Below are 24,325 nucleotides of genomic sequence, written 5' to 3'. Positions count from 1 at the left end.
TTAGATCGTCGTGGATCAATACCGGAGACCTCCCGCCATGACCCGGACGCGCGCACGTCTCGCCCTGATCGGCCTCATCGCCGCCGTCGGCGCGGGCGCCTGCACGCCCACGGTCCGGCTGCAGGTCGATCCGATCCAGATCTACGCCAAGCTGGACGCCGATATCCGCGTCCGTCTCGACAAGGAGCTTCAGGACCTCCTCGTCGAGAACCCGAACCTGTTCTGATGCGAAAGCCGCTTCCGATGTCCTTCCGCAAGCTCTTCGTCATCACCGCCGCCATCGCCGCTCTGGGCGTGGCCGCCGGGGCCGCCTTCGCGCAGACGTCGCAGCAGAAGGCGATGATCGACGCCGCCAAGGCGCAGGGGACCGTGGGCGAACAGTCCGACGGCTACCTCGGCTTCCGCCAGGCCTCGTCCGATCCGGCCCTGACCCAGGCCGTCACGGTGACCAACAGCGCTCGCCGCGAGGCCTACGCCCGCAGCGCCCAGGCCGCCGGAACCACCGCCGACGTCGCCGCCGCCCGCGCCTTCGAGACCATCGTCCTGCCGCGCATCAGCTCCGGCCAGTGGTACCGCAACGCCCAGGGCCAGTGGGTCCAGCGCTAGGTTTCGCCGGAGCCTTCATCCTCCGACGGGGCTCAATGTATGGCGTACCGCATGCGCGCCGAACGGGCCGTCCTGGCCCGGCGCCGGACCGATCTGGCGCCTCGGGCGGACTGGCGGGACCGCTATAGCGCCCGGCTACGCCAGGTCGGCTTTCCGCCTTGTTCGCAATGCCGGTCATTTGTGTCTAGAGATGTTCTGCAGGCCGCCCTTCCGCGCGCCCGCACCGGACGACCCCTTCCCCCATGCCGACCACGATCCCCGGGATCGAGGATGCCCAGACACTCGCCCAGGCGATTGTCGACACCATCCATGAGCCGCTGATCGTCCTCGACGGCGGTCTGCGCGTCCTCGCCGCCAGTCGCGCCTTCTACGAGATATTCAAGGTCGATTCCGAGCACACCATGGGCTGCCTGCTCTACGATCTGGGCGACGGCCAGTGGAACATCCCCGCCCTGCGCCTGCTGCTCGAGACCATCATTCCCGAGAAGACCGCCATGGACCGGTTCGAGGTCGACCACGACTTCCCGGGCGTCGGCCGCCGCACCATGCTGCTCAACGCGCGCAAGGTCATCTACGAGACCAGCGCCAACAGCACCATTCTGCTGGCCTTCACCGACGTCACCGCCCGGCGTCTGATCGAACGGGAGAAGGCCGATCTGCTCAAGAAGGCCGAGGATCTGCTGCGCCAGAAGCAGATGCTGCTCGAGGAGATGCAGCACCGGGTCGCCAACAGCCTGCAGATCATCGCCAGCATCCTGCTGCTGAAGGCCAGGGCGGTCACCTCCGAGGAGACCCGCCACCATCTCAAGGACGCGCACCAGCGCGTGCTGTCGGTGGCCGAGGTTCAGTCGCAACTCCACGCCTCGGGCGGCGTCGACCGCATCGAGGTCGGAGTCTACCTGACCAAGCTGTGCTCCAGCCTCGCGGCCTCGATGATCGGCGAGGGACAGCCCCTGGCGCTTCGGGTCGAGGCCGATCACAGCCGCATAGGCTCGGACAAGGCCGTCAGCATGGGGCTGATCGTCACCGAGCTGGTCATCAACGCGATCAAATACGCCTTCCCCGAGCCGCGCGCGGACGCCGTCGTGCTGGTGCGGTTCGACAGCACCGGGGACGCCTGGACCCTGACGGTCAGCGACAATGGCGTCGGCGCCGCCAAAACCGCCGCGCCCCTCGCCCATGGCGGCCTCGGCACCGCCATCGTCGAGGCGCTGGTCAAGCAGCTGGACGCCCGCATGGAAGTGCGGTCCGCCGCCGGCATGGCCGTCTCCATCCATCACTCCGGCGTCTGACGCCCCTGGCCACGCTCGCCTCCGGCCGCCGCCGGGCGTAGTCTCGCGGCATGGCCCCTCGCCCATTCCGTCTTGTCGGCAATCTCCTCGTCGCGGGCGGCGTCGCGGCCGCCGCGGCCATCGGCCTCAACGTCGCCTGGGTCTCTATCGGCGGCGGCGAGCTGCCGCTGCATGGCTGGATCGCGCTGCTGCTGGGCATCTTCGGGACGGTCGGCCTGGCCTGGGGTCTGATGGCGCTGGCCTTCAAATCGGACCGCGAGGGCTGGGACGATCGGGTCGACAACACGCTCGATCCGGGTCGCGAGCCCGGCGATGACCGTGACGACAAGCCTTGAGCGGGAGCGTGGGTCGCGCGATAGGTCGCCCATGACCGACGCATCCGAACAGCGCCCCTCCGGGATCACCTACGCCGGCTATCTCGCGCTGGACGACCTGCTCTCGGCCCAGCATCCGATCTCGGACGAGCACGACGAGATGCTGTTCGTTATCATCCATCAGGCCAAGGAGCTTTGGCTCAAGCAGATCCTGCACGAGGTGGCCCAGGCCCAGGCCCAGGTCCGCGCCGGCGATCTGGTTCCCGCCTACAAGGGTCTGGCGCGGGTCAGCCGCATCCAGGCCGTGATGACCATGAGCTGGGACATCCTGGCCACGATGACCCCGGCCGAATACCTGCGCTTCCGCGGCGTGCTCGGCTCGTCGTCCGGCTTCCAGAGCGACCAGTTCCGGCGCGTCGAATACATGCTCGGCCTCAAGGACGCGCGCTTCCTGCGCTTCCACGAGGACCGGCCGGCCGCGCATGCGGCGCTGAAAGCCGCCCTCGAGGCGCCCAGCCTCTACGACGACGCCCTGGCCCAGCTGGCCGCCGCCGGCCTGCCCGTACCCGCCGACGTTCTGAACCGCGACGTCAGCCAGCCCTATGAGGCCTCCGAAGGGGTCGAAACCGCCTGGCTGGAGGTCTATCGCGACACCGGCCGCTGGTGGCCGCTCTACCAGCTGGCCGAAAAGCTGGTCGATCTCGACGACGCCCTGCTGACCTGGCGGCACAAGCATGTGGTCACCGTCGAGCGCATTATCGGCCGCCGCCGCGGCACCGGCGGCACCGAGGGCGTGGCCTATCTGACCGAAACCCTGCAGCGTCGCTGCTTTCCCGAGCTGTGGTCGCTGCGCACCAAGCTCTGAGAGGAGCCCGAGATGCGAACCGCCCTGTTGGCCGCCGCCTTGCTGGGACTGGCCGCCTGCGGCCGGGAAGAGCCCTCCCCCTCGACCGCACCGGTCGGGCCGCCTCCGGTTACGTCGAAACCGCCGCTGGTCCAGCCGCCCGAAGCCCCGGTCAGCATGGCCTTCGTCGACGCCTCCGGCGCGGAGCGCCTTCGGCTGGCCTGCCGCGCCGATCCCCCCGCGTTCCAGATCTCCGTTCCGGGCTTCGAGGTGGTCGGCAGCGAGGACCGGCTGACCGTCGGAGCCGGCGACGAGGCCTTCGCCCATGTCGCCGATCTCGAGGCGCCCGGCCCCGGCGTGACCGGCGGCGGGCCAATCGACCCTGATCTGATCGACCGGCTGGCGCGCGGCGAGCCGGTCCGGGCGGTCTACGGCGCCCGGTCCGTCGGCCCCCTCCAGGCCGCGAAGCCGGAGATGCTGGCCGCCTTCACGGAGCGGTGCCGCGGGCTCGGGGGCCGCTGACGAGGCAACCAACACCGTCATGACGGGGTTTAACCTGCACAGCACACGCGGGAATCCCGTCATGCCCAACGCCAATCGCCATGATATCCATGTCCTGAACAGCCTGATCCAGACCACGATCGACAGCGCCGACAGCTATCGCGAGGCCTCGACCGAAACCGACGACCCGCGTCACCGGGACCTGTTCGGACGGCGTAGTTTCGAACGCCGCCAGGTCGCGGAGGAGCTGCAGTCGACCGTCCGCGCGCTCGGCGGAGACGCCGCCGCCGACGGCTCCATCCTCGCCAAGGCCCAGCGCGCCTTCACCGACGTGAAGCACGCCCTGATGCGCGACGACGCCGGCACGATCGGCGCGGCCGAAACCGCCGAGGCGGCTGTCCGGGCCCGTTTCGAAAAGGCGCTGGAAGACAGCCAGATCTCGGCCACCACCCGCGACACCATCCGCCGCGCCTTCTCGCGGGTCAGCGAGGGCCGGGACGAGGTGCGCGACCTCCGGCTCAGCCTCAAGGGCCGGCGCGACGCCGACGACCGGCTGCACCCGCACTAGCCGTCGTCTGCCCAGGGGGCATGTCCCTGCCATCCCGCCGTTAAGACTCTTTGCCCTGCGGCCACGCTTGCATGGCCCTGAGGTCCTGCGGCTTATGCGGCCGTGACGCCCCCTTGTGGCCACAGGGCGGGCAGTCAGCGTCGCTTCGGGGATATCCCCGGACTGCCAGGATCGAGTTCCAGTATCGCGTTGTTTTCATCCGCCCGCCGGGTGGAAGCCCGGCCCTGAGCGAGGGACCGAAACGCCATGCCTATCAGCTACATCTACAACGGCGAGCCCATGACGGGCACCGCGGCGGACAATTTCTTCATCGCCTACAGCGGTTCGACCGGGACCAACACCAATACGGTCAACGGCGGCGACGGCGACGACTGGGTGATGGCGGACTCCAGCGACACCTGGATCCCGAGCGCCGGGTTCCACAACGACAGCATCGCCGACGCCTTCAACCTCGAAGCTCTCACCTCGCCCTGGACGACGGACGAGAACCCCCTGTTCGGTTTGAGCGGAACACCCCATTCCACGGCGATCGTCGAGGCCACGATCGGGGAGAGCGAGTATTTCAGGGTCGCCATCGGCGCCGGCCAGACCATCACCCTGGACATCGACTTCGCCTTCGGCTCGGCGTTCGGACCCTCGCGCGACCTGATCGTCGAGATTTACGATGCCGGGGGCATTCTCCTCGCCAGCGGCGACGACAGCAACATCGCCCAGGGCGGCCTCGGTTCCTTCGCGATCGCCCCGGGATCACAGAACAGCTACGATCCCTACCTAACCTACACCGCGACGGCCGCCGGGAACTATTACATCAACGTCCGGCCGTTCGGCGGCGGACCGGGCTCCACCTTCACCGCGAACGACATCTTCCTGCTGAACGTATCGGTCACCGGACACGCCGTCAGCGCTTCCGCCACGGTCATGGGCGCCGACACGGTCAACGGCGACGCGGGCGACGACAGCCTGTTCGGCCAGGGCGGCGCGGACCTCATCAACGGCGGCCTCGGCAATGACCTGATCCATGGCGGCAGCGGCGTCGACACCGTCAACGGCGGCGACGGCGCCGATGTCCTGTACGGCGGCGAGGGCGCCGAGGAGAGCATCCACGGCGACGGCGGAAACGACATCCTCTGGTCGGGCGGCGAGGGTCACTACTACGGCGACGCCGGCGACGACATCGTCTACGCGGGCCTGACCTCGGGCGTGAATGAGATCCTCGACGGCGGGACGGGTATCGACACCCTCGACACCCGCACCTGGGGCGGAGCCTACACCATTGACCTGGTGACCGGCGCGACCAGTTTCGGCGAGCAGTTCACCAACTTCGAGAACGCGACCACCGGCAACGGCGACGACGTCATCACCGGCACCTCCGGCGCCAACGTCATCCGCACGAACGGCGGGACCGACACGATCGACGCGGGAGCCGGCGACGACACCCTCGCCGGCGGGGTCGGGAACGACAGTCTGACCGGGGGCGACGGCCTCGACACGGCCGACTACTCCGCCGCTGCCGGCGGAGTGCACGCCCAGCTGAACACCAACGTCGTGAGCAACGACGGCGACGGCGGTTCGGACACGCTCTCCGGCATCGAGAACCTGACCGGGTCGAGCGCCAATGACACCCTGATCGGGAGCGGTGTCGCCAATGTGCTGCGCGGCGGGTTTGGAAATGACACCCTGATCGGTCTGGCCGGCAACGACGCGCTGTGGGGCGGATTGGGCGCGAACACCCTGCAGGGTGGAACTGGCGACGACTGGTATGTGCTGGAGGCCGTCGACAGCGTGGTCGAGGCCGCCGGCGAAGGGACCGACACCGTCGAGGCCCGGATCGCCGCCTACACCCTGGGCGGCAATGTCGAGAACCTGGTCTTCGGCGGCGTCGGAGCCTTCACGGGCACGGGCAATGCCTTGAACAACGCCATCAGCGGCGGCATCGGCGACGATGTGCTGCGGGGCCGTGGCGGAAATGACGCCCTGAACGGCGGGACGGGGGTCGACACCGCCGACTACAGCCTCGCCGCCGCCGCGATGAAGGCTTCGCTCGCCTCGGGCAGCGCCTCGGTCGACGGCGACGGCGGTGTGGACACGTTCAACAGCATCGAGAACCTGACCGGATCCGTCTTCAACGACCAACTGGTCGGCGCGGCCGGCGCCAATGTCCTGCGCGGCGGCCTCGGCGCCGACACCCTGCTTGGCATGGGCGGCAACGACGTCCTGTGGGGCGGAACCGGCGCGGGCAACCAGCTGCAGGGCGGGATCGGCGACGACACCTATGTGCTGGAAGTCGCCGACTCCGTCGTCGAGCTGGCGGGCGAGGGCAACGACACCGTCGACGTCCGCATCGCCGCCTACAACCTCGCCAACCATGTCGAGAACCTGGTCTTCGGCGGCGTCGGGAATTTCACCGGCTCGGGCAACGCCCTGAACAACAGCCTGACGGGCGGGGCGGGCTCCGACATCCTGAGCGGCCGGGGGGGATCGGATTCGCTCAACGGCGGGGCGGGCTTCGACACGGTCGACTACAATCTCGCGGCCGCCGGCGTGACCGCCCGGCTGGACACCAACCTCGCCAGCAATGACGGAGACGGCGGGACCGACACCTTCTCCTCCATCGAGTGCCTGATCGGATCGGCCTTTAACGATCTCCTCATCAGCGGAGCGGCGGGCGACACCCTGAGGGGCGGGCTGGGCGCCGACACCCTGCTCGGCTTCGGCGGCAACGACGTCCTGATGGGCGGACAGGTCGCGGCGAACACCCTGCAGGGCGGGCTCGGCAACGACTTCTACGTCCTGGACGCCTCGGACTCCGTCGTCGAGTTCGCCGGCGAGGGCCACGACACCATCGAATCCCACGTCGGTGCCACGGTCATGGGGGCGAACGTCGAGGACATGTACTACGTCGGCGGCGGCAACTTCACCGGCACGGGCAACGCCATCAACAACTCCATAACCGGCGGGGCCGGGAACGATGTGCTCAAGGGCATGGGCGGCAACGACAACCTGTTCGGCGGCTCCGGCGTCGATGAGGTCCGGCTACGCGGCATTCCGGCCAACTACACGATCACCGCCGAAGGGGCGGGCTACCGCATCGTCGACGGCGTGGCCGGGCGCGACGGCTCGACCTTCGTCTCCAGCATCGAACTGGTCCGGTTCCTGGGAGACGGAACCACCACGGTCCTGACCTATCCGCCCCCGGGGCCGGCGCCGCTGGAGGCCGGCGACAAGGCGGCCGGCGACGCCCAGGTGCTGCCGCCCCTGATCGACGATGACGAGCCGCTGGTCCTGCCCGCCATCGACGGCGCCGCGCCGTGGGACCCGGCCTTCGCGCCCGGCGAGGCTCCCCTCCCGCGCCTGTTCGACGGAGGGGTCGGGCGCGCCCCGCTCCTCGACCTGGACGACCCGTGGCTGGAGGCCCCGGTTCATCGGCCTGCGGAGCCCGACATCTGGGGGTAGGGCCCGCCGCAACGAAAAGGGCCCCGGCGTTCCCGCCGGGGCCCTGATTCTGTCCGCGCGAAGCGGCCGTTCAGGCTTCCGTGTCGGCCGGGCCCTCGGCCTTGCCGGTTTCCGGCACCACCACGCCCTTGGGCGCGCGAACGGTCTGCTTCTCGGCGATCCGGGCCGACTTGCCGCGGCGATCGCGCAGGTAATAGAGCTTGGCGCGCCGCACGACGCCGCGGCGCTTGACCTCGATGGAGTCGATGTTCGGCGACAGGATCGGGAAGACCCGCTCCACGCCCTCGCCGAACGAAATCTTCCGCACGGTGAAGTTCTCGTTCACGCCGCCGCCGGCGCGGGCGATGCAGACGCCCTCGAAGGCCTGGATGCGTTCGCGCTCGCCTTCCTTGATCTTGACCATGACCCGCAGCGTGTCGCCGGGCTGGAAGTTCGGAATCTCGCGCTTGGCGATCAGGCGGGCTTTTTCTTCGGCTGCGATCGTCTGCAGGATGTTCATGTCAGTCTCCTCGAGCTTTTTTGCTCTTTACCTGTGATTTGGCGGGGTCATGCCCCGCAGGGGTCTTTGCGAGATGCGCCGCCCAGAGGTCCGGCCGCCGCTCCCGCGTCGTCAGTTCCCGCTGCTCTTCGCGCCATAGCGCCACCTTGCGGTGGTCGCCCGACAGAAGCACCTCGGGTATCTCCAGTCCCTCGAACGTCCGCGGTCGTGTGTACTGCGGATGCTCCAGAAGACCGTCCTCGAAGCTCTCCGAACTCAGGCTTTCGGCCTGGCCCAGCACTCCGGGGATCAATCGTACGCACGCCTCGATCACCACCATCGCCGCCGCCTCGCCGCCGGCGAGCACCGCGTCTCCGACGGAGACCTCCTCGAACCCGCGCGCGTCGAGCACGCGCTGGTCCACCCCCTCGAACCGGCCGCAGAGGACGGTGATCCCGTCCGCCTTCGCCCATTCCTTGACGCGCGCCTGGGTCAGGGGCCGACCCCGGGCGCTCATGTACAAAAGCGGCCGCGCCGGTCCGGATACGCTGTCCAGCGCCCTCGCCACCACGTCCGCTTTAAGCACGGCTCCCGGTCCGCCACCCGCGGGGGTGTCGTCCAGGAAGCCGCGCCTATCCTCGCTGAAGGCCCGAATGTCAAGGGTTTCGAGGCTCCACAGCCCGCGCTCGCGCCACGCCGTGCCGATCAGCGAGACGCCGAGCGGCCCCGGAAAGGCCTCGGGAAACATGGTCAGGACGGTGGCGGTGAAGGGTCGCGCGGTCATCGCGCGGCTCATAGCGCAATCGCGCTCAGGCAGCGAGCCGCCGCGCGGCGAGCGGTAGCGCGCAACCTGCGCTCAAGCAGCGAGCGACCGCGTCGCGAGCGTTAGCGCCCTACCGGCGTGACTCGATCCACGCGTCCACCTGATCCTCCAGCACGTCCAGCGGCACCGAGCCCGAGCCCAACACCACGGCGTGGAAGTCGCGGATGTCGAACCGCTCGCCCAGCGCCGCCTGCGCCCGCTGGCGCAGCTCCATGATCTTCAGCTCGCCGATCTTGTAGCTGGTCGCCTGCCCCGGATTGGTGATGTAGCGCTCCACCTCCTTGACGATGTCGCGCTCGCTCAGCAGCGAGTTCTGGCGGAAATATTCAATGGCCTGTTCGCGGCTCCAGCGCTTTGCATGCAGGCCGGTGTCCGTCACCAGCCGCACCGCCCGCCACAGCTCGGTCGAGAGCCGGCCGAAGTCCGAATAGGGGTCCTGGTAGAAGCCCATCTCCTTGCCCAGCCGCTCGGCGTACAGGCCCCAGCCCTCGGCATAGGCGCCGTAGCCGCCGAAGCGCCGGAACGAAGGCAGGCCCTGCATCTCCTGCGCATAGGCGATCTGGAAATGGTGCCCCGGCGCGCCCTCGTGATAGCTGATGCCCTCGATCTGCGGCTTCAGCACCTGGGTCATGTCCGACAGATTGACGTAGTAGATGCCCGGCCGCGATCCGTCCGGGGCCGGGGCGTTGTAGAAGGCGATCGACGCCGTCGACTCGCGCCAAGGCTCCACCGCCCTCACCTCCAGCGCCGCCTCGGGCAGGTCGCTGAACCAGCGCGGCGCCGCCTCCATCACCTGGGCGATGAAGCCGCGGGCGTCGGTCAGGTATTCCTCCTTGCCCTCCGGCGTGTTCGGATACTGGAAGCGCGGGTCGGTCTTCAGATGGGCGAACATCTCCTGCAGCGAACCCTCGAACCCGACCTGGTCCATGATCGTTTGCATCTCGCCATGCAGCCGCGTCACCTCGTTCAGGCCGATGTCATGGATCTGGTCGGCGGTCAGGTCGGTCGTGGTCGAGAGCTGCAGGCGCGCGTTGTAGTAGGCCTCGCCGTCGGGCAGCCGCCACACGCCGCCCTCGCGATCCGGCATGGCCGCCGCCTGGGCCTGCACCTCGGCCAGCGCCGCCAGCACGCCGTCGTAGCCGCGCTTCCATTCGCCGGTCAGGGCCGCCCGGCCCTCGCCGAGCAGCCGATCCTTGTCGGCCTGATCGGCGGTCAACGCCGCGACCTTCTTCTGGAAGTCGGCCCAGACCGGATTGTCCGCCCCGCCGTCGAACGGCGCGCCGGTGATGATGTTGCGGGTGTTGGCGATTGAGGGCTCGAACACGAAGCTGGGCGAGATCACCCCCGCCGCCGCCCGTTGCCGCAGTTCGGCGGCGATCTCGCCCATGACCCGTTCGGAGTCCCGCAGACGCGAGACATAGGCCTCGGCGTCGGCCACGCTGTCGATACGGTGGTTGTTGATCAGGAACGTGGGCAGGCCGGTGGTCGGATTGCCGTTCGCCGCGAACTGATAGCCCCAGTCGCGCCAGCGGTTGCCCAGCCGCGCCTGCTCGACCCCGTATTCGAACAGCCGCCACGACATCCGGCTGTCGGCGCTCAGCGCCTGCGGATTGAACTGGTCGTTCAGCTGCGCCAGCTGCCGCTCCATCAGGGCCAGCGACCGCTCCGCCGCCGCGTCGGTGGCGTCGTCCAGCTTGCCGTAGTCGCGCTTGATGCCCAGCGCCGTCATGGTCTGCGGCGACAGGGCGATCCGCTCCTGGAACGCCTGCTCGAAGAAGGCCGCCAGCCGCGCGTCCTCGCTCTGGGCCGGGGCCGCCGCGGCCGGGGCCTCCTGCGCCAGAACGGCGACAGGCGCTCCCGTCAGCATGGCGGCGACGGCGACGGTGGAGACGAGCAGACGACGCATGGAAACCCTCCGGAGAACTGAGGGCGGGACCATCACCGGTCGGACGCCGGGAGGCAAGTTACGGCGACGTCAGGAAAGCCCTAGAACTCCCGCCAGCTGTCGCCCGGGTCGCGTTCGCCGGGGTCGACGCTCTGCTGGCCCCAGGCGACGATCATCAGCAGCTTGTGGCTGCGGATGCGGAACTCGCCGGTCATCGGCAGGACGGCGCCCAGCGGCGCGCCGGTCTTCGGCTCGTAGAGGAAGGCCGAGAACTCGGCCACGCCGACCCGGTCCCGGCGGCTGTAGACCGACAGTTCGGGCACCGAGACCACGTTGAAGCTGTCATTGATCGGGATCCGCATCTCGGGCACCCCGAACACCCGGCGCATCTGCTCCAGCGACAGGGCCCCGGCGCGCAGCTCCAGCACCGCCTCGGCCTCCTGCTTCGACGACGCCAGCGAATAGCCCGCCTCCGACAGGGCCGCGCGCACCGCGCTGACCGCATAGGGGGCGTTCTCGGCGCGGAAAAAGGCGTCGTCGACGAACACCCGCGTGCCGTCCGGTATGGGCAGGGTCAGGCCCTCGACGGCGCGGTCGGCGGCGCGCGCCACCAGCAGCTGTTCGGTCGCGGTCCGCGACGGATAGGTTTCGGAGGTCGAGGCGCAGGCGGCCAGGACCAGCAGGCTCGGCAGCGCCAGCCACGCAGGGGTACGAATGTTCAGCTTACCAGCTCCCGGTGTTGGGCATGGAGGCCCAGGGCTCGGCGGGCGGCAGCGGCGCGCCCTCCTGCAGCAGTTCGATCGAAATGCCGTCCGGCGAGCGGACGAAGGCCATGTTTCCGTCGCGCGGCGGCCGGTTGATCACCACGCCGCCGTCCATCAGCCGCCGGCAGGCCGCGTAGATGTCGTCGACCCTGTAGGCCAGGTGGCCGAAATTGCGCCCGCCGCCATACGGCTCGGGGTCCCAGTTGAAGGTCAGCTCGACCTCGGGCGACCGTTCCGCCGCCGAACGGGCCGTGTCAGCGGGCGCGGCGAGAAAGACCAGGGTGTAGCGTCCGGCCTCATTCTCCATGCGCCGCACCTCCTCCAGACCCAGCAGGTCGCGGTAGAAGCGCAGCGAGGCGTCGAGGTCCGACACGCGGACCATGGTGTGCAGGTAGCGCATGGTCGTCCGGTTCCGGGGAGGGCGGAACGGCCTCTATAGCGACCGATGGCCGCGACGGCGACTCACGGCCTGTTTCGGCAGGTGCGCGCCCCTTCCCCGCCTGCTAGAGCCGGGCCTCCGGCGCCCTTGGGAGCCCATCATCGGGGATCGTATGCTTCGCAAGCTCTACGACTGGGTGTTCGCTCTGGCCCGCAGCCGGCACGCCACCCCGGCCCTCGCCGTGGTCTCCTTCGCCGAGAGCTCGATCTTCCCGATACCGCCGGACGTGATGCTGGCGCCGATGATCATCGCCCGCCCGGAGCGCGCCTACTTCTATGCGGGCGTCTGCACGGTCGCGTCCGTACTCGGCGCCATGCTCGGCTATGCCATCGGCTATTTCCTGACCGACCTTGGTCTCGCCATCCTCGCCTTCCTCGGCAAGGCCGACACCTACGAGGCGTCGAAGGCCCTGTTCGACCGCTGGGGCGCCTGGATCATTCTCGGAAAGGGCCTCACGCCGTTCCCGTTCAAGCTCATCACCATCGCGTCCGGGATTCTGAAGTTCAACTTCCCGCTCTTCGTCGCGCTCTGTGTCGTCACCCGCGGCGGACGCTTCTTCGGCGAGGCCTGGATTCTGAAACGCTGGGGCCCGGCGGCCTGGGCCATGATCGAGAAACGCCTCGCCATGTGGACCGTCATTGGCGTCGTGGTGCTGGTCGGGGCGATCGTCGCGGTGAAATTCCTCCTTTAGGCAGGCTCCATCGACGCCACGCTCCGGCCTCGCTATGAACGGTATCCGATGAGAGGCCTTTACCGACTCCTGACGCGGTGGTGGACCGCCTTCGCCCTCGCCGCCTCGCTGGCGCTGCTGGGCGCGGCGCATGCGTTCGAGCGCTTCGGCGGCCTCGCGCCCTGCAACCTCTGCCTCAAGCAGCGCGAGGTCTACTGGGGCGCCGTCGCCATCGCCCTGACCGCCACCCTCTGGCATCTGGTCAGCCGGGGCAGCCGGGGCACGCCGCGCATCGCCGCCTTCCTGCTGGCCGTGGTCTTCACCACCGGCGCGATCACCGCCGTCTTCCACATGGGCGGCGAGAACGACTGGTGGGAGCTCCCGGCCGCCTGCGTGGGCGGCGGCGACGTCAGCCTGGAAAGCCTGGCCGCCCTGGCCATGGGCACCGCCCCGGTCGAGGCGCCGGTCTACTGCGACGCGGTGACGTGGCGCTTCCTCGGTCTCAGCATGGCAGGATGGAACGTGCTGATCTCGGCCGCGCTTGCGGTGTTCAGCCTGCTCGCCGCCAAGAGGCCCAAGGATGCCCGTGCCCCCCGCTCCTGAACCGGGCCCTGAAGCAGCCCCTGAACCGGCTCACCGACCGGTCCGCCTGCCCCACCCGGGTCGCGGCGCCAGCCGTCGCCGCCGCGCCGGAATCCTGCGGGTCGACCACGCCGGTGAATACGCCGCGGTCCACATCTACCGGGCCCAGCGGGCCGTGTTCGAGGGTCGCGCCGGCAAGGCGGCCATCGCCGCCGACATGGGCGAGATGCAGGCCCAGGAAGCCGTCCACCTCGCGCGCTTCGACGCCCTGCTCAGCGCCGAACGCGTGCGCCCGACGATCATGACCCCGGTCTGGCGCCTCGCCGCGCTCGGCCTCGGGGCCGGCACGGCCCTGCTGGGCGAGAAGGCCGCCCACGCCTGCACCGAGGCGGTCGAGAGCGTCATCGGGGAACACTACGCCGACCAGATCGCGGAGCTGGCGGACCGCGACCCGGCGCTCGCCGCCGAACTGACGGCATTCCGCGACGAGGAACTGGCCCACCACGACCACGCGGTCGAGCACGGCAGCCGCGAGGCCCCGGGCTACGGACTTCTGAGCGCCGTCATCAAGGCGGGTTGCCGCGCCGCCATCAAGATCAGCGAACGGGTCTGACGTCAAAGGCCAGCAGCAGCGTCCGCTGCCGGGCGTTTCCGTTGTCGTCCGACAGGATGTAGAGCCGCGTCGCGTCGGCCTGCCTCACCGCCGCGATCCCTTCGAAATTGTCCGTCGTCGAGGGCAGGCTGAGCTCGACCAGCACCGGCCCCAGCACCCCGTCGGCATCCATCCGCCGGATACGGGCCCGCATGTCGATCGGGGCCCGGAAGCGCCGCTGGACCACGAACCAGCCCGCGCCGATCGGGTCGCGATCCATGCCTGTGATGCGCCAGTCGGACACCGGGACCGGCGTGGCCGCCGGCGCCGCCACGACGACGCAGGCTTCGCGCCCACAGTCCCAAACGCCGCCCGCCTCGCCCGCCACGCGCCAGCCGCCCGCCGCCGCCGCCAGCGCCTCGATCCCTTCGTTGCCGGGCGGAACGGGCGGAACCGGCAGGGCGAGGGGGCGGTCGCGAAGATCCGCGGGCGAGCCATAGCCCCATAGCCGCGGCCGCTGCTCGAAGCCGACGATCAGGACGCCGTCGTCGGCCACCGCCAGCGCCTCGGCGTCGCCCTCGGACTTGCTCTGGAAGATCCGGCCGTCCTCTCCGGTCAGCGGCCGCGCCCGCAGGTCCGACAGGCCCGTCGCCCGGCCCCGCCCATCCAGCGCCAGGCGCGCCCTGAACAGGTCCCCGGCGTCGCTGACCATCAGCAGCTCGTCGCCAGACAGTTTCAGGTCCGACAGGCCATGCAGGCGGTCGCCCGCCGGCGCCACGATCTCCAGCCCGCCGCTGAAGCGGACGCCGGACGCGAGGCGGACCCCGCCCGGAACCCCCAGTCCGACCGGGCGCGTCTCCACCGCCAGCGGCGTCCATCCGTCCGGCGCATGGAGCGCGGCCGGGGCGATGACGGTCGCTCCGGCGCAGGCTGACAGCAGAAGGCAGGCGAAGAGCGGCGCGACCCGCTTCAAGCGGCTCTCCGCCGCCGTGTCGGCGCGGCCTTGGGCTCGGCGTCGAACAGCTCGGCCAGCTTCTCGATCATCACCCCGCCCAGTTGCTCGACGTCGACGATGGTCACCGCCCGGCGGTACCAGCGGGTCACGTCGTGGCCGATGCCGATGGCGATCAGCTCGACCGGCGACCGCGTCTCGATCTCGGCGATCACCTGGCGAAGGTGCTTGTCCAGATACAGGGCGGCGTTGGCCGACTGGGTCGAGTCGTCGACCGGCGAGCCGTCCGATATGACCATCAGGATCTGTCGCGCCTCCGGCCGGCCCAGCAGGCGGTCGTGCGCCCAGTTCAGCGCCTCGCCGTCGATATTCTCCTTCAGCAGCCCCTCGCGCATCATCAGGCCGAGGTTCTTTTTGGCCCGCCGCCAAGGGGCGTCCGCCGACTTGTAGATGATGTGCCTCAGGTCGTTCAGCCGCCCCGGGTTGGCCGGCTTGCCGGCGCTGATCCACGCCTCGCGCGCCTGTCCGCCCTTCCACGCCCGGGTGGTGAAGCCGAGGATCTCGACCTTGACCCCGCACCGCTCCAGCGTCCGCGCCAGGATGTCGGCGCACACTGCCGCGACCATGATCGGCCGCCCCCGCATGGAGCCCGAGTTGTCCAGCAGCAGGGTCACCACAGTATCCCGGAACGGGCTCTCGCTCTCGGCCTTGAAGCTCAGCGGCGAGGTCGGATCGGTGATGATCCGCGTCAGCCGGGCGGTGTCCAGCACCCCTTCCTCGAGGTCGAAGGCCCAGCTGCGGTTCTGCTGCGCCATCAGTCGGCGCTGCAGCTTGTTGGCCAGCCGCGCCACCACCGACGACAGGGCCGTCAACTGTTGATCCAGCAGCGACCTCAGCCGCTCCAGCTCGTTCGGATCGCACAGGTCGGCCGCATCGATGATCTCGTCGTGGGCGGTGGTGAAGACGCGATAGGCGTCGATCGCCCGGCCGTCGTCGCCGACCTCCTGTCGGTTCGGCAAGGCGCCCTCGTTGACCTCCGGCCCCTCGTCGGAGGCGTCGCCGTCCGGATCGGCCGGCGCGCCGTCGGGGCGGGCGTCGCGCTCGTCGCCGGCGGTCTGGTCGTCGGTCGAGCCGTCCATCGACTGGCCCTCGCCGCCGCCGGCGTCATCCTCCTCGTCCTGGTCGTCGGACGCGTCGGGCTCCTGCGGATCGGGCTGCTCGTCGCCCTGGTCGTCCGAGGCGTCGTCGCCGCGCCCGTCGCCGGGGTCGAAATCCAGAGCCCGCAGCACGTCCTTCAGCCGCACGGCGAAGGCGTCCTGGTCGTTCGCGACCTCGACCAGGGCGTCGATCTTCGTCCCGGCCTTCGCTTCCAGATCGCCCCGCACCAGATCCAGCAGCGTCCCGGCCCCATCCGGCGCCCGTTGCCCCGTCAGCCGCTCGCGCACCAGCAGGGCCACCGCCTCGGCCGCCGGGACCCGCTCCGCCTCGGTGACCCGCAGCGCGCCGGACTTCTCCAGCCGGGTCAACAAAGCAGCACTCAGATTGGCGCGGACTCCGGCCAGCGACTGCGACCCGACCGCCTCGACCCGGGCCTGCTCGACCGCCTCGAACACGTCCGCCGCCCGGGTGTCGGCCGGCCGCAGCCGGGCGTGCAGCCCCTCGTCGTGATTGGCCAGCCGCAGCGCCAGCCGGTCGGCCTGGCCCCGCAGCGTCGCGCTCTCGGTTCCGCCCGGATCGCGCGGCGGATGGGGCAGGGTCAGGACGCCGTCCGCCAGCCTCGGCCCGTCCGAGCCGAACACCACCTCCAGCTCCGACTGCTCGGCCAGCGCCCGCGCGGCATGGGCCAGCGCGCGCTTGAAGATTTCGGCGGGGGTCTCTGCGGAGGCCATGGCGTCCGGTTAGCCTTTTCGCCGCCCGCTGGAAAGCGGCGCGGCGCCCGATTCAGTGCGCCTCGGGCGGCCGGGCGGCGGGGCTGAAATACTCGCTCTCGGGCTTCGGATGGGCCGACAGCACGAAGCGGCGGTCGCAATAGGCGCATTCGACGAAGTCGTCCTCACCCATGTCCATATAGACCAGCGGATGGCCCAGGGCCCCGCCGCCGCCGTCGCAGGCCACGCGCTTGGTCGAGACCACGATCTCTTCCGGCGGCGGGATGATCGCATCGGGATGGCGGGGCGGCATGATCGACCTTGGGCTGGGAGGGCGCGTCGGCGACTCCCTAGGCGGCAAGCCCGCTGCCGTCAAACCTCGCGCGGCTTGCGCCCGAACATCCGGTCGAACAGCGCCTTGCGCCGTCTGAAGATCGTCCAGCCCAGGCAGCCCGCCGCCACCCACAGGCCGATCTCGCCGATCACCGCCGCCGGTCCGCCATAGATCAGCAGCTCGCGCATCCCGACATGGCCCATGCGGTTCAGAACGAGAACCGCCGTAAAGGCGCCGTAGCCGAGAAGGCAGAACCCGAAGGCCGTCCAGCCGATCAGTTTGATCCGGGGCATCGGCTCTCTCCGTCAAGCACGCTGTTCATAATGACAAGGACACTGGACATTCCGTCCAGCCATGTCAAGCACCATTGACACTGGACGCGCCTCACCGGGGCTTGGCCGCGGCGGGTCCCGCGCCTACCTAGAGCGAAATCGGTTCTGATGGACGCAGTCCATCAGGGCTCAGATTTCGCTCCATGTTGAAACTGGACCATTTTCTGGATTCAGGTCGATTCGACCTGAAACAAGAATGGTCCAGGCGAACCGCTCCGCCTGAAAGCCGCCGATGACCGCTCAAGACCCGCTCCCCGCCAACGCCATCGAGGTGCGCGGGCTGGAGAAGACCTACGCCGGATCGAAGAAGGCCCCGCCCAAGACGGCCCTGCGCGGCGTCGACCTGGTCATCCCGCGCGGCTCGATGTTCGGCCTGCTCGGCCCCAACGGGGCCGGCAAATCGACCCTGATCAACATCCTCGCCGGCGTGGTCAACAAGACCGGCGGCACGGCCGAGATCTGGGGCCGCGACATCGACAAACGCCCCCGCGACGCCCGCGCCGCCCTCGGCGTGGTGCCGCAGGAGATCGTCGCCGACGTCTTCTTCACCCCGCGCGAGGCGCTTGAGGTCCAGGCCGGCTTCTACGGCGTCCCGGCCGGCGAGCGCCGCTCCGACGAGCTGCTCGCCGCCCTCGGCCTGTCCGACAAGGCCCACGCCTATGTCCGCGCCCTGTCCGGCGGCATGAAGCGCCGGCTGATGGTGGCCAAGGCCCTGGTGCACAATCCGCCCATCCTGATCCTCGACGAGCCCACCGCCGGCGTCGATGTCGAGCTGCGCCGCCAGCTCTGGGACTATGTCCGGCGCATCAACGCCGAGGGCGTGACCATCCTGCTGACCACCCACTACCTCGAGGAGGCGCAGGAGCTCTGCGACACCATCGCCATCATGAACCGCGGTCAGGTGGTGGCCTGCGAGCCGACTCCGCAGCTGCTGCGCCGCCTCGACACCCGCCACGTGGTGGTCAGCCCCGACGGCGAACTCGCCGGCCCGCCGATCCTGAAAGGCTTCGAGGTCACCCCCCGCCCCAACGGCGCCTTCGCGGTCAGCTACAAGAAGGGCCAGTCGTCGGTGGAGCAGGTCCTCGCCGCCGTCCGCGCCGCCGGCGTCACCATCGCCGACATCTCCACGGAAGATCCCGATCTGGAAGACGTCTTCCTCGCCCTGACCTACGGCGACGCGTCGCAGGTCAGCCCGACGAAGGATTGAGAGGTCTCATGAAACGTCTCGTCCTTGCCTTCATCGCCATGGCCTTCGTCCCGGTGGCGGCGTTCGCCCAGGAGCCGGTCGTCGCGGCGCCCGATCAGCAGGCGCTGCTGACCAGCCTCGATCCTGCCGTGGCCCGGAACAAGACACTGGTGTTCGACTTCTGGCGCGAGGTCCAGGCGGGCGATCTGACCAACCTCGACCGGTACATGGACGAAAACTACATCCAGCACAGTCCTGGCGTGGCCAGCGGGCGCGCGGGGTTCAGGGCCTTCTTCGAAGGACGCGGCGGTGCAGCCCGGCCCGTGAAGCCGACCATCGACAATCTTGTCTCCCTCGTCGGCGAAGGCGACCTGGTGGTGATGGCGCTCCGGCGAGAGATGCCGGACCCGAGAAATCCCGGTCAGACCTACACCACCACCTGGTTCGACATGTTCCGGGTCGTCGACGGCAAGATCAGCGAGCACTGGGACTACGGCCTCGTCCGCGCCCCCGCCGCCAATCCGGGCAGCCCTTCGGGGACGACGCCTCGCTGAACCGGCGCAGCGAGAGTGGGCTCTCTCCGGACGTTCCTCGTCCCTAGACCACCATCACCGTCCCGATCAGCAGCCGCGCCCCCGCCCGGCCGACCGTCCGATCGGTGGCCGCCTGAAGCTGGACGATCAGCCGCTCCACGTCCGGCGGGGCGCCCGGCAACAGGGCGTTGGCCGCCTGCTGAACCACCGCCGCATAGGCGGCCCTGAGGCGTGGCGCCGACTGCGCCACCCGTGTCCGCAGCGCCGCGTCGGGCGTGTCCAGCCCCGTCTCGACCGTCATCACCCCCCGCCGTCCCCCGGGCCGCACCACATTGGCCGTGATGGTGGGCAGCCGCAGATAACTGGCCTGGGGCGCGCCGGAGCCGCCGCGGGTCTTGCGGGGCGTGTCCTTCAGTCCGAGCAGGGCGCGACGATCCATACAGTGACGCTAGGGCGCAGCGCTTAAGAGCCGGTTACGCCGCCACGCCGTCCGCCGCCTCGAACACCTTCGGCTCCATCGGCCTCAGGTCCAGCAGGGCGAACAGGGCCGCGTCCTCGTCCCGCTCGGGATTGGGCGTTGTCAGCAGCTTGCCGCCGACGAAGATCGAATTGGCCCCGGCGAGGAAGCACAGCGCCTGCATCTCCGGGCTCATCGTCTCGCGCCCGGCCGACAGCCGGACCATCGCCTTCGGACAGACCAGCCGCGCCACGGCCACGGTGCGCACGAACTCGATCGGATCGATCTCGCCCTCCCGCTTCACCCGGTCGCCCAGCGGCGTGCCGGTGACGGGCACCAGCGCATTGACCGGCAGGCTGTCCGGATGCTCCGGCAGGGTGGCCAGGGCGTGCAGCAGCCCGGCCCGGTCCCGCCGCGCCTCGCCCATGCCGACGATCCCGCCGCAGCACGTCGACATTCCGGCGTCGCGCACATGCTGCAGCGTGTCCAGCCGGTCCTGATAGGTCCGGGTCGTCACCACCTCGGCGTAGTACTCCGGCCCGGTGTCGAGGTTGTGATTGTAGTAGTCCAGCCCCGCCGCCTTCAGCTGCCGCGCCTGGTCGGCGGTCAGCATGCCCAGGGTGGCGCAGGTCTCAAGCCCCAGCGCCTTCACGCCCGCGATCATCGTCGCCAGCTTCGGCGTGTCCCGATCCTTCAGCTCGCGCCACGCCGCCCCCATGCAGAAGCGGCTGGCCCCGCCGGCCTTCGCCGCCATGGCCTCGGCCATGACCGCGGTGGCGTCCATCAGCTTCTCGGCCTTCAGCCCGGTCTGGAAACTGGCCGACTGCGAGCAGTAGCCGCAGTTCTCCGCGCAGCCGCCCGTCTTGATCGACAGCAGTTGGCTCTTCTGCACCTCGGACGGATCGAACCAGCGCCGGTGCACGCTGGCGGCCTCGAACACCAGCTCCATGAAGGGTCGGGCGAACAGCGCCTCGACCTCGTCCAGGGTCCAGTCGTGGCGGGGGATCGACAGGTCACGGGTCATGGCCGTTTCCCTGACGCAGGCCGGGGCCCCGGGCAAGCCCCCGGCGCTTCCTAGACGTCCATAATGATCTCGCCGCGCTTCAGGTCGATGACCACGCGCTCAAAGACGCCCAGCACATCGACGCCCATCAGCATGGCCGGCGTGTTGTCGAGCCCAAGCAGCCGGAAAATGTGGAAATCGCCCATCAGCACCGCCAGCCGGTCCAGCACCAGTTCATCGAAATGGACCGCCGAGACCACCATGGCCTGGGCCAGCGCCGCCCGTCCGGTCGGAGACTGCACCAGCGCGGTCCCGGTCGACGCGGCGCGGCTCTGGAACGGCCGGGCGCCGGCCGCTTCGGCCAGGGCCGGATTGATCAGGGTGACCTGGGCGCCGGTGTCGACCACCGCCTGCACGGACTGTCCACGCACCAGGGCGTTCACCACCATCAGTTCGGCGCCGCCCCCTTGCGGCGGCTGGAACCGGACCCGCGGGCGCACCACGCCGAGGAACTGGTCGTGATCGGGCCGCGACCGGTTGATGGACGACCGGCCCTGGCCGCGGAAACGCATGACCAGCCGCTGCTCGGCCAGCAGGTCGAGCCCCAGCAGGCCGTCCAGTCCGATCAGACCGGGACGCGAGCCCACGGCCAACCGCGCCTCGCCCACCGACAGGGATCCGCTCGACAGGGTGCGCGCCCGGACCGCCGGCACCCGCTCGAGCCCGATCACCGTGTGCATGTCCAGTTCGCCCGCCGGCGCGATGCCCAGCCGCTCCACCAGATCGCTGGCGACGACCGAGGCGCTGGCCGCCGTGTCGACCGCGAATTGGAACGGCCCTTCGCCGTTGATGAACACCGGCACGGTCGATCGGCGGACCCGGTCCGTCGTCTGGTCGGCGCGGAATTCGTCGATCTGGGTTTCCTGGGCCAGGGCCAGCCCCGGCGCGGCCAGGCCCGCCAGCAAGGCGCCCCCCAGTACGCGGCGGTTGAGTCCGTCTGCGGTCATCACGCTCCTCCCCGGACGGATGGTTGCACGGAAACCGGCGGGCGGCGACCCGGGGGGTCATTTAAGTCTGTCCGTGTCGATCGAAGCATTTTGGTGTAGGCTGCGATCCGCCGTCCCGTTTCGCGGGCGGCCTGTCCGTACCCCAGTATCAGTGCCGCGTGCCATTGGGCCCAGTGCAGCCTTGGGGAAGGTTATGCCAGATCAGACGCCGCGCATCAGCGCCAAAGCTCGCGCGATTCTGCGCGCCAATCCGTCGGTGCTGGGTTTCTCGGAAACCCTGAAACCGAAACTGAAGCGAGGCCGGCCCGTCGGGCCCCTGGCGATCCGGGTCTACGTCGAGAAGAAGCGATCGAAAGCCTCGCTGCCTGACGCCCTGGTCGTGCCGGCGGCTATCGACGGGGTGCCGACGGACGTCTTCGCCATCGGCAAGATCGGGCCGACCGCCCTGCCGCCGCGCAATCGGGGCCAATTCCGTCCGCTCGAGGGGGGCGCCTCCGGGATGTACAGGGGCGGGACCGCCGGGACGCTGGGATACTTCATGCGCGACCGGCGGCGACCGCCGCCACCGAACAAGCCGCAGTGGTATGCACTGTCCTGCGCCCATGTCCTCCATACCGGCACGGCCCAGAACGAAACCCTCCAGCCGTCTCCGCGCGACGGCGGCGTCGATCCGGTCGATCGCGTCGGCCGCGAGCGGCTGTGGACCTATCACGGGGTGGACGCCGCCCTCTCGGTGCTCGACGAGCGGGCGATCGCCGCCATCATCGACCTGCCCGCGCCGGTCGGCACGTCCCCGCCCTACGTCGGGAAGACCGTCGCCAAGTCCGGCCGGACGACGGGCGTCACCTTCGGCAAGGTGTTCGACGATGGCGCCGAGTTCAAATTCCCGGCCTGGGCCACCTCGCCGGGGCCCGTCCGGTTCCGGGACGTGATCCTGGTCTGGCACAGGCGTCGGCCCTTCAGCGAGGGCGGAGACAGCGGAAGTCTCGTGATCGACCCGGGCGACGACAGCGCGGTGGGCATGGTGTTCGGCGGAAACGTCACCGCACCGAGATACACCCTGGTTGCGTCGATCCGTTCGGTGCTGAAGGCGTTCCCCAACCAGATGATGGTGCGGGTGGGCGAGACCTGGCCCTAGGCGAGGCTCCACCCGGCGAACATATAAGGATATCCTTATATGCCGTTGCCGGGCGGCGGGCAGCGGGCTATAGCGGCGCCAGCTCCAGACGCGCCAGAGGCCTTCATGACCGACTACATCGTCCGCGACATCTCCCTCGCCGCCTATGGCGCCAAGGAAATCGCCATCGCCGAAACCGAGATGCCGGGCCTGATGGCGCTGCGGTCCGAGTTCGGCCAGAGTCAGCCGCTGAAGGGCGCGCGCATCGCCGGCAGCCCGCACATGACCATCCAGACGGCCGTGCTGATCCAGACGCTGGAAGCGCTGGGCGCCGAGGTCCGCTGGGCCTCGTGCAATATCTTCTCGACCCAGGACCACGCTGCGGCGGCCATCGCCGCCGCCGGCACGCCGGTCTTCGCCACCAAGGGCGAGACCCTGGTCGAGTACTGGGACTACGCCCACAAGATCTTCGAATGGGCCGACGGCGGCTATCCGAACCTGATCCTCGACGACGGCGGCGACGCCACCCTGCTGTGCGTGCTCGGGCCCAGGGCCGAGAAGGACATCTCGGTCCTGTCGAACCCCCAGAACGAGGAGGAGGAAGCCCTCTTCTCCGTGATGAAGCGCTACATCGCCGAGAAGCCCGGCTTCTATTCGGCCATTCGCGACGCCATCGGCGGCGTCTCGGAAGAGACCACCACGGGCGTCCACCGCCTCTATCAGATGGCCGAGCGCGGCGAGCTGCCCTTCCCCGCCATCAACGTCAACGACAGCGTCACCAAGTCCAAGTTCGACAACCTGTACGGCTGCCGGGAATCGCTCGTCGACGCCATCCGCCGCGGCACTGACGTCATGCTGTCCGGCAAGGTCGCCGTGGTCTGCGGCTACGGCGACGTCGGCAAGGGCTCGGCCGCCTCGCTGCGCCAGGGCGGCGCCCGGGTGAAGGTCACCGAGATCGACCCGATCTGCGCCCTGCAGGCCGCCATGGAAGGCTATGAGGTCGTGACCCTCGAGGACGCGGCGGGCGAGGCCGACATCTTCGTCACCGCCACCGGCAACAAGGACGTCATCACCGTCGAGCACATGAGGGCGATGAAGAACAACGCCATCGTCTGCAACATCGGCCACTTCGACTCGGAGATTCAGGTCGCCGGCCTGAAGAACTTCAAGTGGGACGAGATCAAGCCCCAGGTCCACCACATCGAATTCCCGGACGGCAAGAAGATCATCCTGCTGTCGGAAGGCCGCCTGGTGAACCTCGGCAACGCCACCGGCCACCCGTCCTTCGTGATGAGCGCCAGCTTCACCAACCAGACCCTGGCCCAGATCGAACTGTGGACCAACCGGTCGCAATACCAGAACCAAGTCTACACCCTGCCCAAGCACCTCGACGAGAAGGTGGCCATGCTCCACCTGGCCAAGCTGGGCGCCAAGCTGACCACCCTGCGCAAGGAACAGGCCGACTACATCGGCGTGCCGCAGCAGGGGCCGTTCAAGCCGGAGCACTACCGGTACTAAGGTTCGCACCTGGCGAGACGGAAGGGCGGCTGCGAAGGCAGCCGCCCCTTTTTGTGCGCCGACCGTCCCACCGCGGCCGGATCGCCCCTTTTTCGGCGTGGCGCGCCGAACGCTGCTCGGCTAATCCCAGCCCATGCCCATGGCGCTTCTTCTTTCCAGCCACGTCGCCGGTAGCCGCGTCGGCGGCTCGGCCCAGGCGCTGGCGCT

The 24,325-nt window shown here is 69.5% G+C and carries 27 protein-coding genes; 15 read left to right on the top strand and 12 right to left on the bottom strand.

Translation table 11 applies throughout. The features are described from left to right. Nucleotides 1-37: 37 nt before the first annotated feature. The 8 genes from VEB62_RS07865 to VEB62_RS07830 all read left to right on the top strand — a co-directional run bounded on the left by VEB62_RS07865 (nucleotide 38) and on the right by VEB62_RS07830 (nucleotide 7,578). Nucleotides 38-226, top strand: coding sequence for a YnbE family lipoprotein (locus VEB62_RS07865; protein ID WP_324797715.1), 189 nt, complete (start codon nucleotides 38-40; stop codon nucleotides 224-226). Continuing rightward, nucleotides 226-606: a YdbL family probable chaperone protein gene (locus VEB62_RS07860; RefSeq protein WP_324797713.1), complete on the top strand. Its 381-nt coding sequence runs from the start codon at nucleotides 226-228 to the stop codon at nucleotides 604-606. Before VEB62_RS07865 ends, VEB62_RS07860 begins: the two co-directional genes overlap by 1 nt. A 242-nt stretch (nucleotides 607-848) precedes the next feature. After that, complete coding sequence (locus tag VEB62_RS07855; protein WP_324797711.1) at nucleotides 849-1,898, top strand: sensor histidine kinase; 1,050 nt, start codon at nucleotides 849-851, stop codon at nucleotides 1,896-1,898. A 50-nt stretch (nucleotides 1,899-1,948) separates the two neighbouring features. Further along, entirely contained in the window at nucleotides 1,949-2,233 is a 285-nt protein-coding gene (locus VEB62_RS07850; RefSeq protein WP_324797709.1) for a hypothetical protein, read from the top strand. 31 nt (nucleotides 2,234-2,264) lie between these two features. Beyond that, a complete protein-coding gene (locus VEB62_RS07845; RefSeq protein ID WP_324797707.1) occupies nucleotides 2,265-3,077 on the top strand; it encodes a tryptophan 2,3-dioxygenase in 813 nt (270 codons plus the stop codon). A gap of 12 nt (nucleotides 3,078-3,089) precedes the next feature. After that, nucleotides 3,090-3,578: a hypothetical protein gene (locus tag VEB62_RS07840; RefSeq protein ID WP_324797705.1), complete on the top strand. Its 489-nt coding sequence runs from the start codon at nucleotides 3,090-3,092 to the stop codon at nucleotides 3,576-3,578. Nucleotides 3,579-3,639: 61 nt separating this feature from the next. Beyond that, nucleotides 3,640-4,125 carry a PA2169 family four-helix-bundle protein gene (locus VEB62_RS07835; RefSeq protein ID WP_324797702.1) on the top strand — a complete coding sequence of 162 codons (486 nt, stop codon included), beginning with the start codon at nucleotides 3,640-3,642 and terminating at the stop codon, nucleotides 4,123-4,125. A 246-nt stretch (nucleotides 4,126-4,371) separates the two neighbouring features. Further along, the gene (locus tag VEB62_RS07830; protein WP_324797700.1) at nucleotides 4,372-7,578 is read left to right on the top strand and encodes a beta strand repeat-containing protein; all 3,207 of its coding nucleotides are present in this window, start codon (nucleotides 4,372-4,374) and stop codon (nucleotides 7,576-7,578) included. A 70-nt stretch (nucleotides 7,579-7,648) separates the two neighbouring features. On the opposite strand, the gene rplS is transcribed toward VEB62_RS07830, so the two are convergent. The 5 genes from rplS to VEB62_RS07805 form a co-directional block, all read right to left on the bottom strand. Continuing rightward, on the bottom strand, nucleotides 7,649-8,077 hold the full coding sequence (rplS, locus tag VEB62_RS07825) for a 50S ribosomal protein L19 (protein WP_324797698.1): 429 nt from the start codon (nucleotides 8,075-8,077) through the stop codon (nucleotides 7,649-7,651). Nucleotide 8,078: 1 nt separating this feature from the next. Next, entirely contained in the window at nucleotides 8,079-8,840 is a 762-nt protein-coding gene (gene trmD, locus VEB62_RS07820; RefSeq protein ID WP_324797695.1) for a tRNA (guanosine(37)-N1)-methyltransferase TrmD, read from the bottom strand. A 109-nt stretch (nucleotides 8,841-8,949) separates the two neighbouring features. Further along, entirely contained in the window at nucleotides 8,950-10,785 is a 1,836-nt protein-coding gene (locus tag VEB62_RS07815) for a DUF885 domain-containing protein (RefSeq protein WP_324797693.1), read from the bottom strand. Between the two features lie 80 nt (nucleotides 10,786-10,865). After that, nucleotides 10,866-11,438: a DUF6655 family protein gene (locus tag VEB62_RS07810; RefSeq protein WP_324797778.1), complete on the bottom strand. Its 573-nt coding sequence runs from the start codon at nucleotides 11,436-11,438 to the stop codon at nucleotides 10,866-10,868. Between the two features lie 49 nt (nucleotides 11,439-11,487). Then, on the bottom strand, nucleotides 11,488-11,928 hold the full coding sequence (locus VEB62_RS07805) for a VOC family protein (protein ID WP_324797690.1): 441 nt from the start codon (nucleotides 11,926-11,928) through the stop codon (nucleotides 11,488-11,490). A gap of 151 nt (nucleotides 11,929-12,079) precedes the next feature. Between VEB62_RS07805 and VEB62_RS07800 the strand changes: the two genes are divergently transcribed. From VEB62_RS07800 to VEB62_RS07790, 3 genes are read left to right on the top strand one after another with little or no spacing between them, the layout of a single operon-like run. Further along, the gene (locus VEB62_RS07800) at nucleotides 12,080-12,658 is read left to right on the top strand and encodes a YqaA family protein (protein WP_324797687.1); all 579 of its coding nucleotides are present in this window, start codon (nucleotides 12,080-12,082) and stop codon (nucleotides 12,656-12,658) included. Nucleotides 12,659-12,706: 48 nt separating this feature from the next. Beyond that, on the top strand, nucleotides 12,707-13,240 hold the full coding sequence (locus tag VEB62_RS07795) for a disulfide bond formation protein B (protein ID WP_324797685.1): 534 nt from the start codon (nucleotides 12,707-12,709) through the stop codon (nucleotides 13,238-13,240). Then, a complete protein-coding gene (locus tag VEB62_RS07790) occupies nucleotides 13,218-13,832 on the top strand; it encodes a demethoxyubiquinone hydroxylase family protein (protein ID WP_324797682.1) in 615 nt (204 codons plus the stop codon). The genes VEB62_RS07795 and VEB62_RS07790 overlap by 23 nt, the downstream gene beginning before the upstream one ends. Here VEB62_RS07790 and VEB62_RS07785 read toward each other — a convergent pair. From VEB62_RS07785 to VEB62_RS07770, 4 genes are read right to left on the bottom strand one after another with little or no spacing between them, the layout of a single operon-like run. Beyond that, entirely contained in the window at nucleotides 13,816-14,784 is a 969-nt protein-coding gene (locus VEB62_RS07785; protein ID WP_324797681.1) for an esterase-like activity of phytase family protein, read from the bottom strand. The genes VEB62_RS07790 and VEB62_RS07785 overlap by 17 nt on opposite strands. Continuing rightward, complete coding sequence (gene cobT, locus VEB62_RS07780; RefSeq protein ID WP_324797678.1) at nucleotides 14,781-16,652, bottom strand: cobaltochelatase subunit CobT; 1,872 nt, start codon at nucleotides 16,650-16,652, stop codon at nucleotides 14,781-14,783. Before cobT ends, VEB62_RS07785 begins: the two co-directional genes overlap by 4 nt. 52 nt (nucleotides 16,653-16,704) lie before the next feature. After that, complete coding sequence (locus tag VEB62_RS07775; RefSeq protein WP_324797675.1) at nucleotides 16,705-16,944, bottom strand: zinc-finger domain-containing protein; 240 nt, start codon at nucleotides 16,942-16,944, stop codon at nucleotides 16,705-16,707. A gap of 59 nt (nucleotides 16,945-17,003) precedes the next feature. Further along, nucleotides 17,004-17,258, bottom strand: a complete 255-nt coding sequence (locus VEB62_RS07770; protein ID WP_324797673.1) for a hypothetical protein — start codon at nucleotides 17,256-17,258, stop codon at nucleotides 17,004-17,006. A 271-nt stretch (nucleotides 17,259-17,529) separates the two neighbouring features. Here VEB62_RS07770 and VEB62_RS07765 point away from each other — a divergent pair, with 271 nt between their 5' ends. Continuing rightward, on the top strand, nucleotides 17,530-18,504 hold the full coding sequence (locus VEB62_RS07765; RefSeq protein ID WP_324797670.1) for an ABC transporter ATP-binding protein: 975 nt from the start codon (nucleotides 17,530-17,532) through the stop codon (nucleotides 18,502-18,504). 8 nt (nucleotides 18,505-18,512) lie between these two features. Continuing rightward, entirely contained in the window at nucleotides 18,513-19,037 is a 525-nt protein-coding gene (locus VEB62_RS07760; protein WP_324797667.1) for a nuclear transport factor 2 family protein, read from the top strand. Nucleotides 19,038-19,080: 43 nt separating this feature from the next. On the opposite strand, the gene VEB62_RS07755 is transcribed toward VEB62_RS07760, so the two are convergent. Genes VEB62_RS07755 through VEB62_RS07745 form a run of 3 tightly spaced genes read right to left on the bottom strand, consistent with a single transcriptional unit; the run spans nucleotide 19,081 to nucleotide 21,483 of the window. After that, on the bottom strand, nucleotides 19,081-19,455 hold the full coding sequence (locus tag VEB62_RS07755; RefSeq protein ID WP_324797664.1) for a Tat pathway signal protein: 375 nt from the start codon (nucleotides 19,453-19,455) through the stop codon (nucleotides 19,081-19,083). Between the two features lie 34 nt (nucleotides 19,456-19,489). After that, nucleotides 19,490-20,497 carry a biotin synthase BioB gene (bioB, locus tag VEB62_RS07750; RefSeq protein ID WP_324797661.1) on the bottom strand — a complete coding sequence of 336 codons (1,008 nt, stop codon included), beginning with the start codon at nucleotides 20,495-20,497 and terminating at the stop codon, nucleotides 19,490-19,492. A gap of 50 nt (nucleotides 20,498-20,547) precedes the next feature. After that, the gene (locus VEB62_RS07745) at nucleotides 20,548-21,483 is read right to left on the bottom strand and encodes an aspartyl protease family protein (protein ID WP_324797659.1); all 936 of its coding nucleotides are present in this window, start codon (nucleotides 21,481-21,483) and stop codon (nucleotides 20,548-20,550) included. Between the two features lie 193 nt (nucleotides 21,484-21,676). Between VEB62_RS07745 and VEB62_RS07740 the strand changes: the two genes are divergently transcribed. Together VEB62_RS07740 and ahcY are read left to right on the top strand one after the other, a co-directional pair. Beyond that, entirely contained in the window at nucleotides 21,677-22,621 is a 945-nt protein-coding gene (locus VEB62_RS07740; protein ID WP_324797657.1) for a Nal1-like putative serine protease, read from the top strand. A 105-nt stretch (nucleotides 22,622-22,726) separates the two neighbouring features. Next, nucleotides 22,727-24,118, top strand: coding sequence for an adenosylhomocysteinase (gene ahcY / locus VEB62_RS07735; protein WP_324797655.1), 1,392 nt, complete (start codon nucleotides 22,727-22,729; stop codon nucleotides 24,116-24,118). Nucleotides 24,119-24,325 lie beyond the last annotated feature (207 nt).

Source organism: Brevundimonas sp. (assembly GCF_035626975.1).
GTDB lineage: Bacteria > Pseudomonadota > Alphaproteobacteria > Caulobacterales > Caulobacteraceae > Brevundimonas.
Note: the sequence above shows the minus strand (reverse complement) of the source record. Positions and strands in the feature narration are given on the sequence as shown.

Bases quoted from the DNA above. Each gene is read 5' to 3' on its own strand.
- trmD (WP_324797695.1), bottom strand. From the start codon at position 8,840: ATGACCGCGCGACCCTTCACCGCCACCGTCCTGACCATGTTTCCCGAG.
- VEB62_RS07740 (WP_324797657.1), top strand. From the start codon at position 21,677: ATGCCAGATCAGACGCCGCGCATCAGCGCCAAAGCTCGCGCGATTCTG.
- VEB62_RS07770 (WP_324797673.1), bottom strand. From the start codon at position 17,258: ATGCCCCGGATCAAACTGATCGGCTGGACGGCCTTCGGGTTCTGCCTT.
- VEB62_RS07845 (WP_324797707.1), top strand. From the start codon at position 2,265: ATGACCGACGCATCCGAACAGCGCCCCTCCGGGATCACCTACGCCGGC.
- bioB (WP_324797661.1), bottom strand. From the start codon at position 20,497: ATGACCCGTGACCTGTCGATCCCCCGCCACGACTGGACCCTGGACGAG.
- ahcY (WP_324797655.1), top strand. From the start codon at position 22,727: ATGACCGACTACATCGTCCGCGACATCTCCCTCGCCGCCTATGGCGCC.
- cobT (WP_324797678.1), bottom strand. From the start codon at position 16,652: ATGGCCTCCGCAGAGACCCCCGCCGAAATCTTCAAGCGCGCGCTGGCC.
- VEB62_RS07815 (WP_324797693.1), bottom strand. From the start codon at position 10,785: ATGCGTCGTCTGCTCGTCTCCACCGTCGCCGTCGCCGCCATGCTGACG.
- VEB62_RS07790 (WP_324797682.1), top strand. From the start codon at position 13,218: ATGCCCGTGCCCCCCGCTCCTGAACCGGGCCCTGAAGCAGCCCCTGAA.
- VEB62_RS07805 (WP_324797690.1), bottom strand. From the start codon at position 11,928: ATGCGCTACCTGCACACCATGGTCCGCGTGTCGGACCTCGACGCCTCG.
- rplS (WP_324797698.1), bottom strand. From the start codon at position 8,077: ATGAACATCCTGCAGACGATCGCAGCCGAAGAAAAAGCCCGCCTGATC.
- VEB62_RS07795 (WP_324797685.1), top strand. From the start codon at position 12,707: ATGAGAGGCCTTTACCGACTCCTGACGCGGTGGTGGACCGCCTTCGCC.
- VEB62_RS07865 (WP_324797715.1), top strand. From the start codon at position 38: ATGACCCGGACGCGCGCACGTCTCGCCCTGATCGGCCTCATCGCCGCC.
- VEB62_RS07830 (WP_324797700.1), top strand. From the start codon at position 4,372: ATGCCTATCAGCTACATCTACAACGGCGAGCCCATGACGGGCACCGCG.
- VEB62_RS07855 (WP_324797711.1), top strand. From the start codon at position 849: ATGCCGACCACGATCCCCGGGATCGAGGATGCCCAGACACTCGCCCAG.
- VEB62_RS07745 (WP_324797659.1), bottom strand. From the start codon at position 21,483: ATGACCGCAGACGGACTCAACCGCCGCGTACTGGGGGGCGCCTTGCTG.
- VEB62_RS07800 (WP_324797687.1), top strand. From the start codon at position 12,080: ATGCTTCGCAAGCTCTACGACTGGGTGTTCGCTCTGGCCCGCAGCCGG.
- VEB62_RS07860 (WP_324797713.1), top strand. From the start codon at position 226: ATGCGAAAGCCGCTTCCGATGTCCTTCCGCAAGCTCTTCGTCATCACC.
- VEB62_RS07840 (WP_324797705.1), top strand. From the start codon at position 3,090: ATGCGAACCGCCCTGTTGGCCGCCGCCTTGCTGGGACTGGCCGCCTGC.
- VEB62_RS07760 (WP_324797667.1), top strand. From the start codon at position 18,513: ATGAAACGTCTCGTCCTTGCCTTCATCGCCATGGCCTTCGTCCCGGTG.
- VEB62_RS07755 (WP_324797664.1), bottom strand. From the start codon at position 19,455: ATGGATCGTCGCGCCCTGCTCGGACTGAAGGACACGCCCCGCAAGACC.
- VEB62_RS07775 (WP_324797675.1), bottom strand. From the start codon at position 16,944: ATGCCGCCCCGCCATCCCGATGCGATCATCCCGCCGCCGGAAGAGATC.
- VEB62_RS07835 (WP_324797702.1), top strand. From the start codon at position 3,640: ATGCCCAACGCCAATCGCCATGATATCCATGTCCTGAACAGCCTGATC.
- VEB62_RS07850 (WP_324797709.1), top strand. From the start codon at position 1,949: ATGGCCCCTCGCCCATTCCGTCTTGTCGGCAATCTCCTCGTCGCGGGC.
- VEB62_RS07765 (WP_324797670.1), top strand. From the start codon at position 17,530: ATGACCGCTCAAGACCCGCTCCCCGCCAACGCCATCGAGGTGCGCGGG.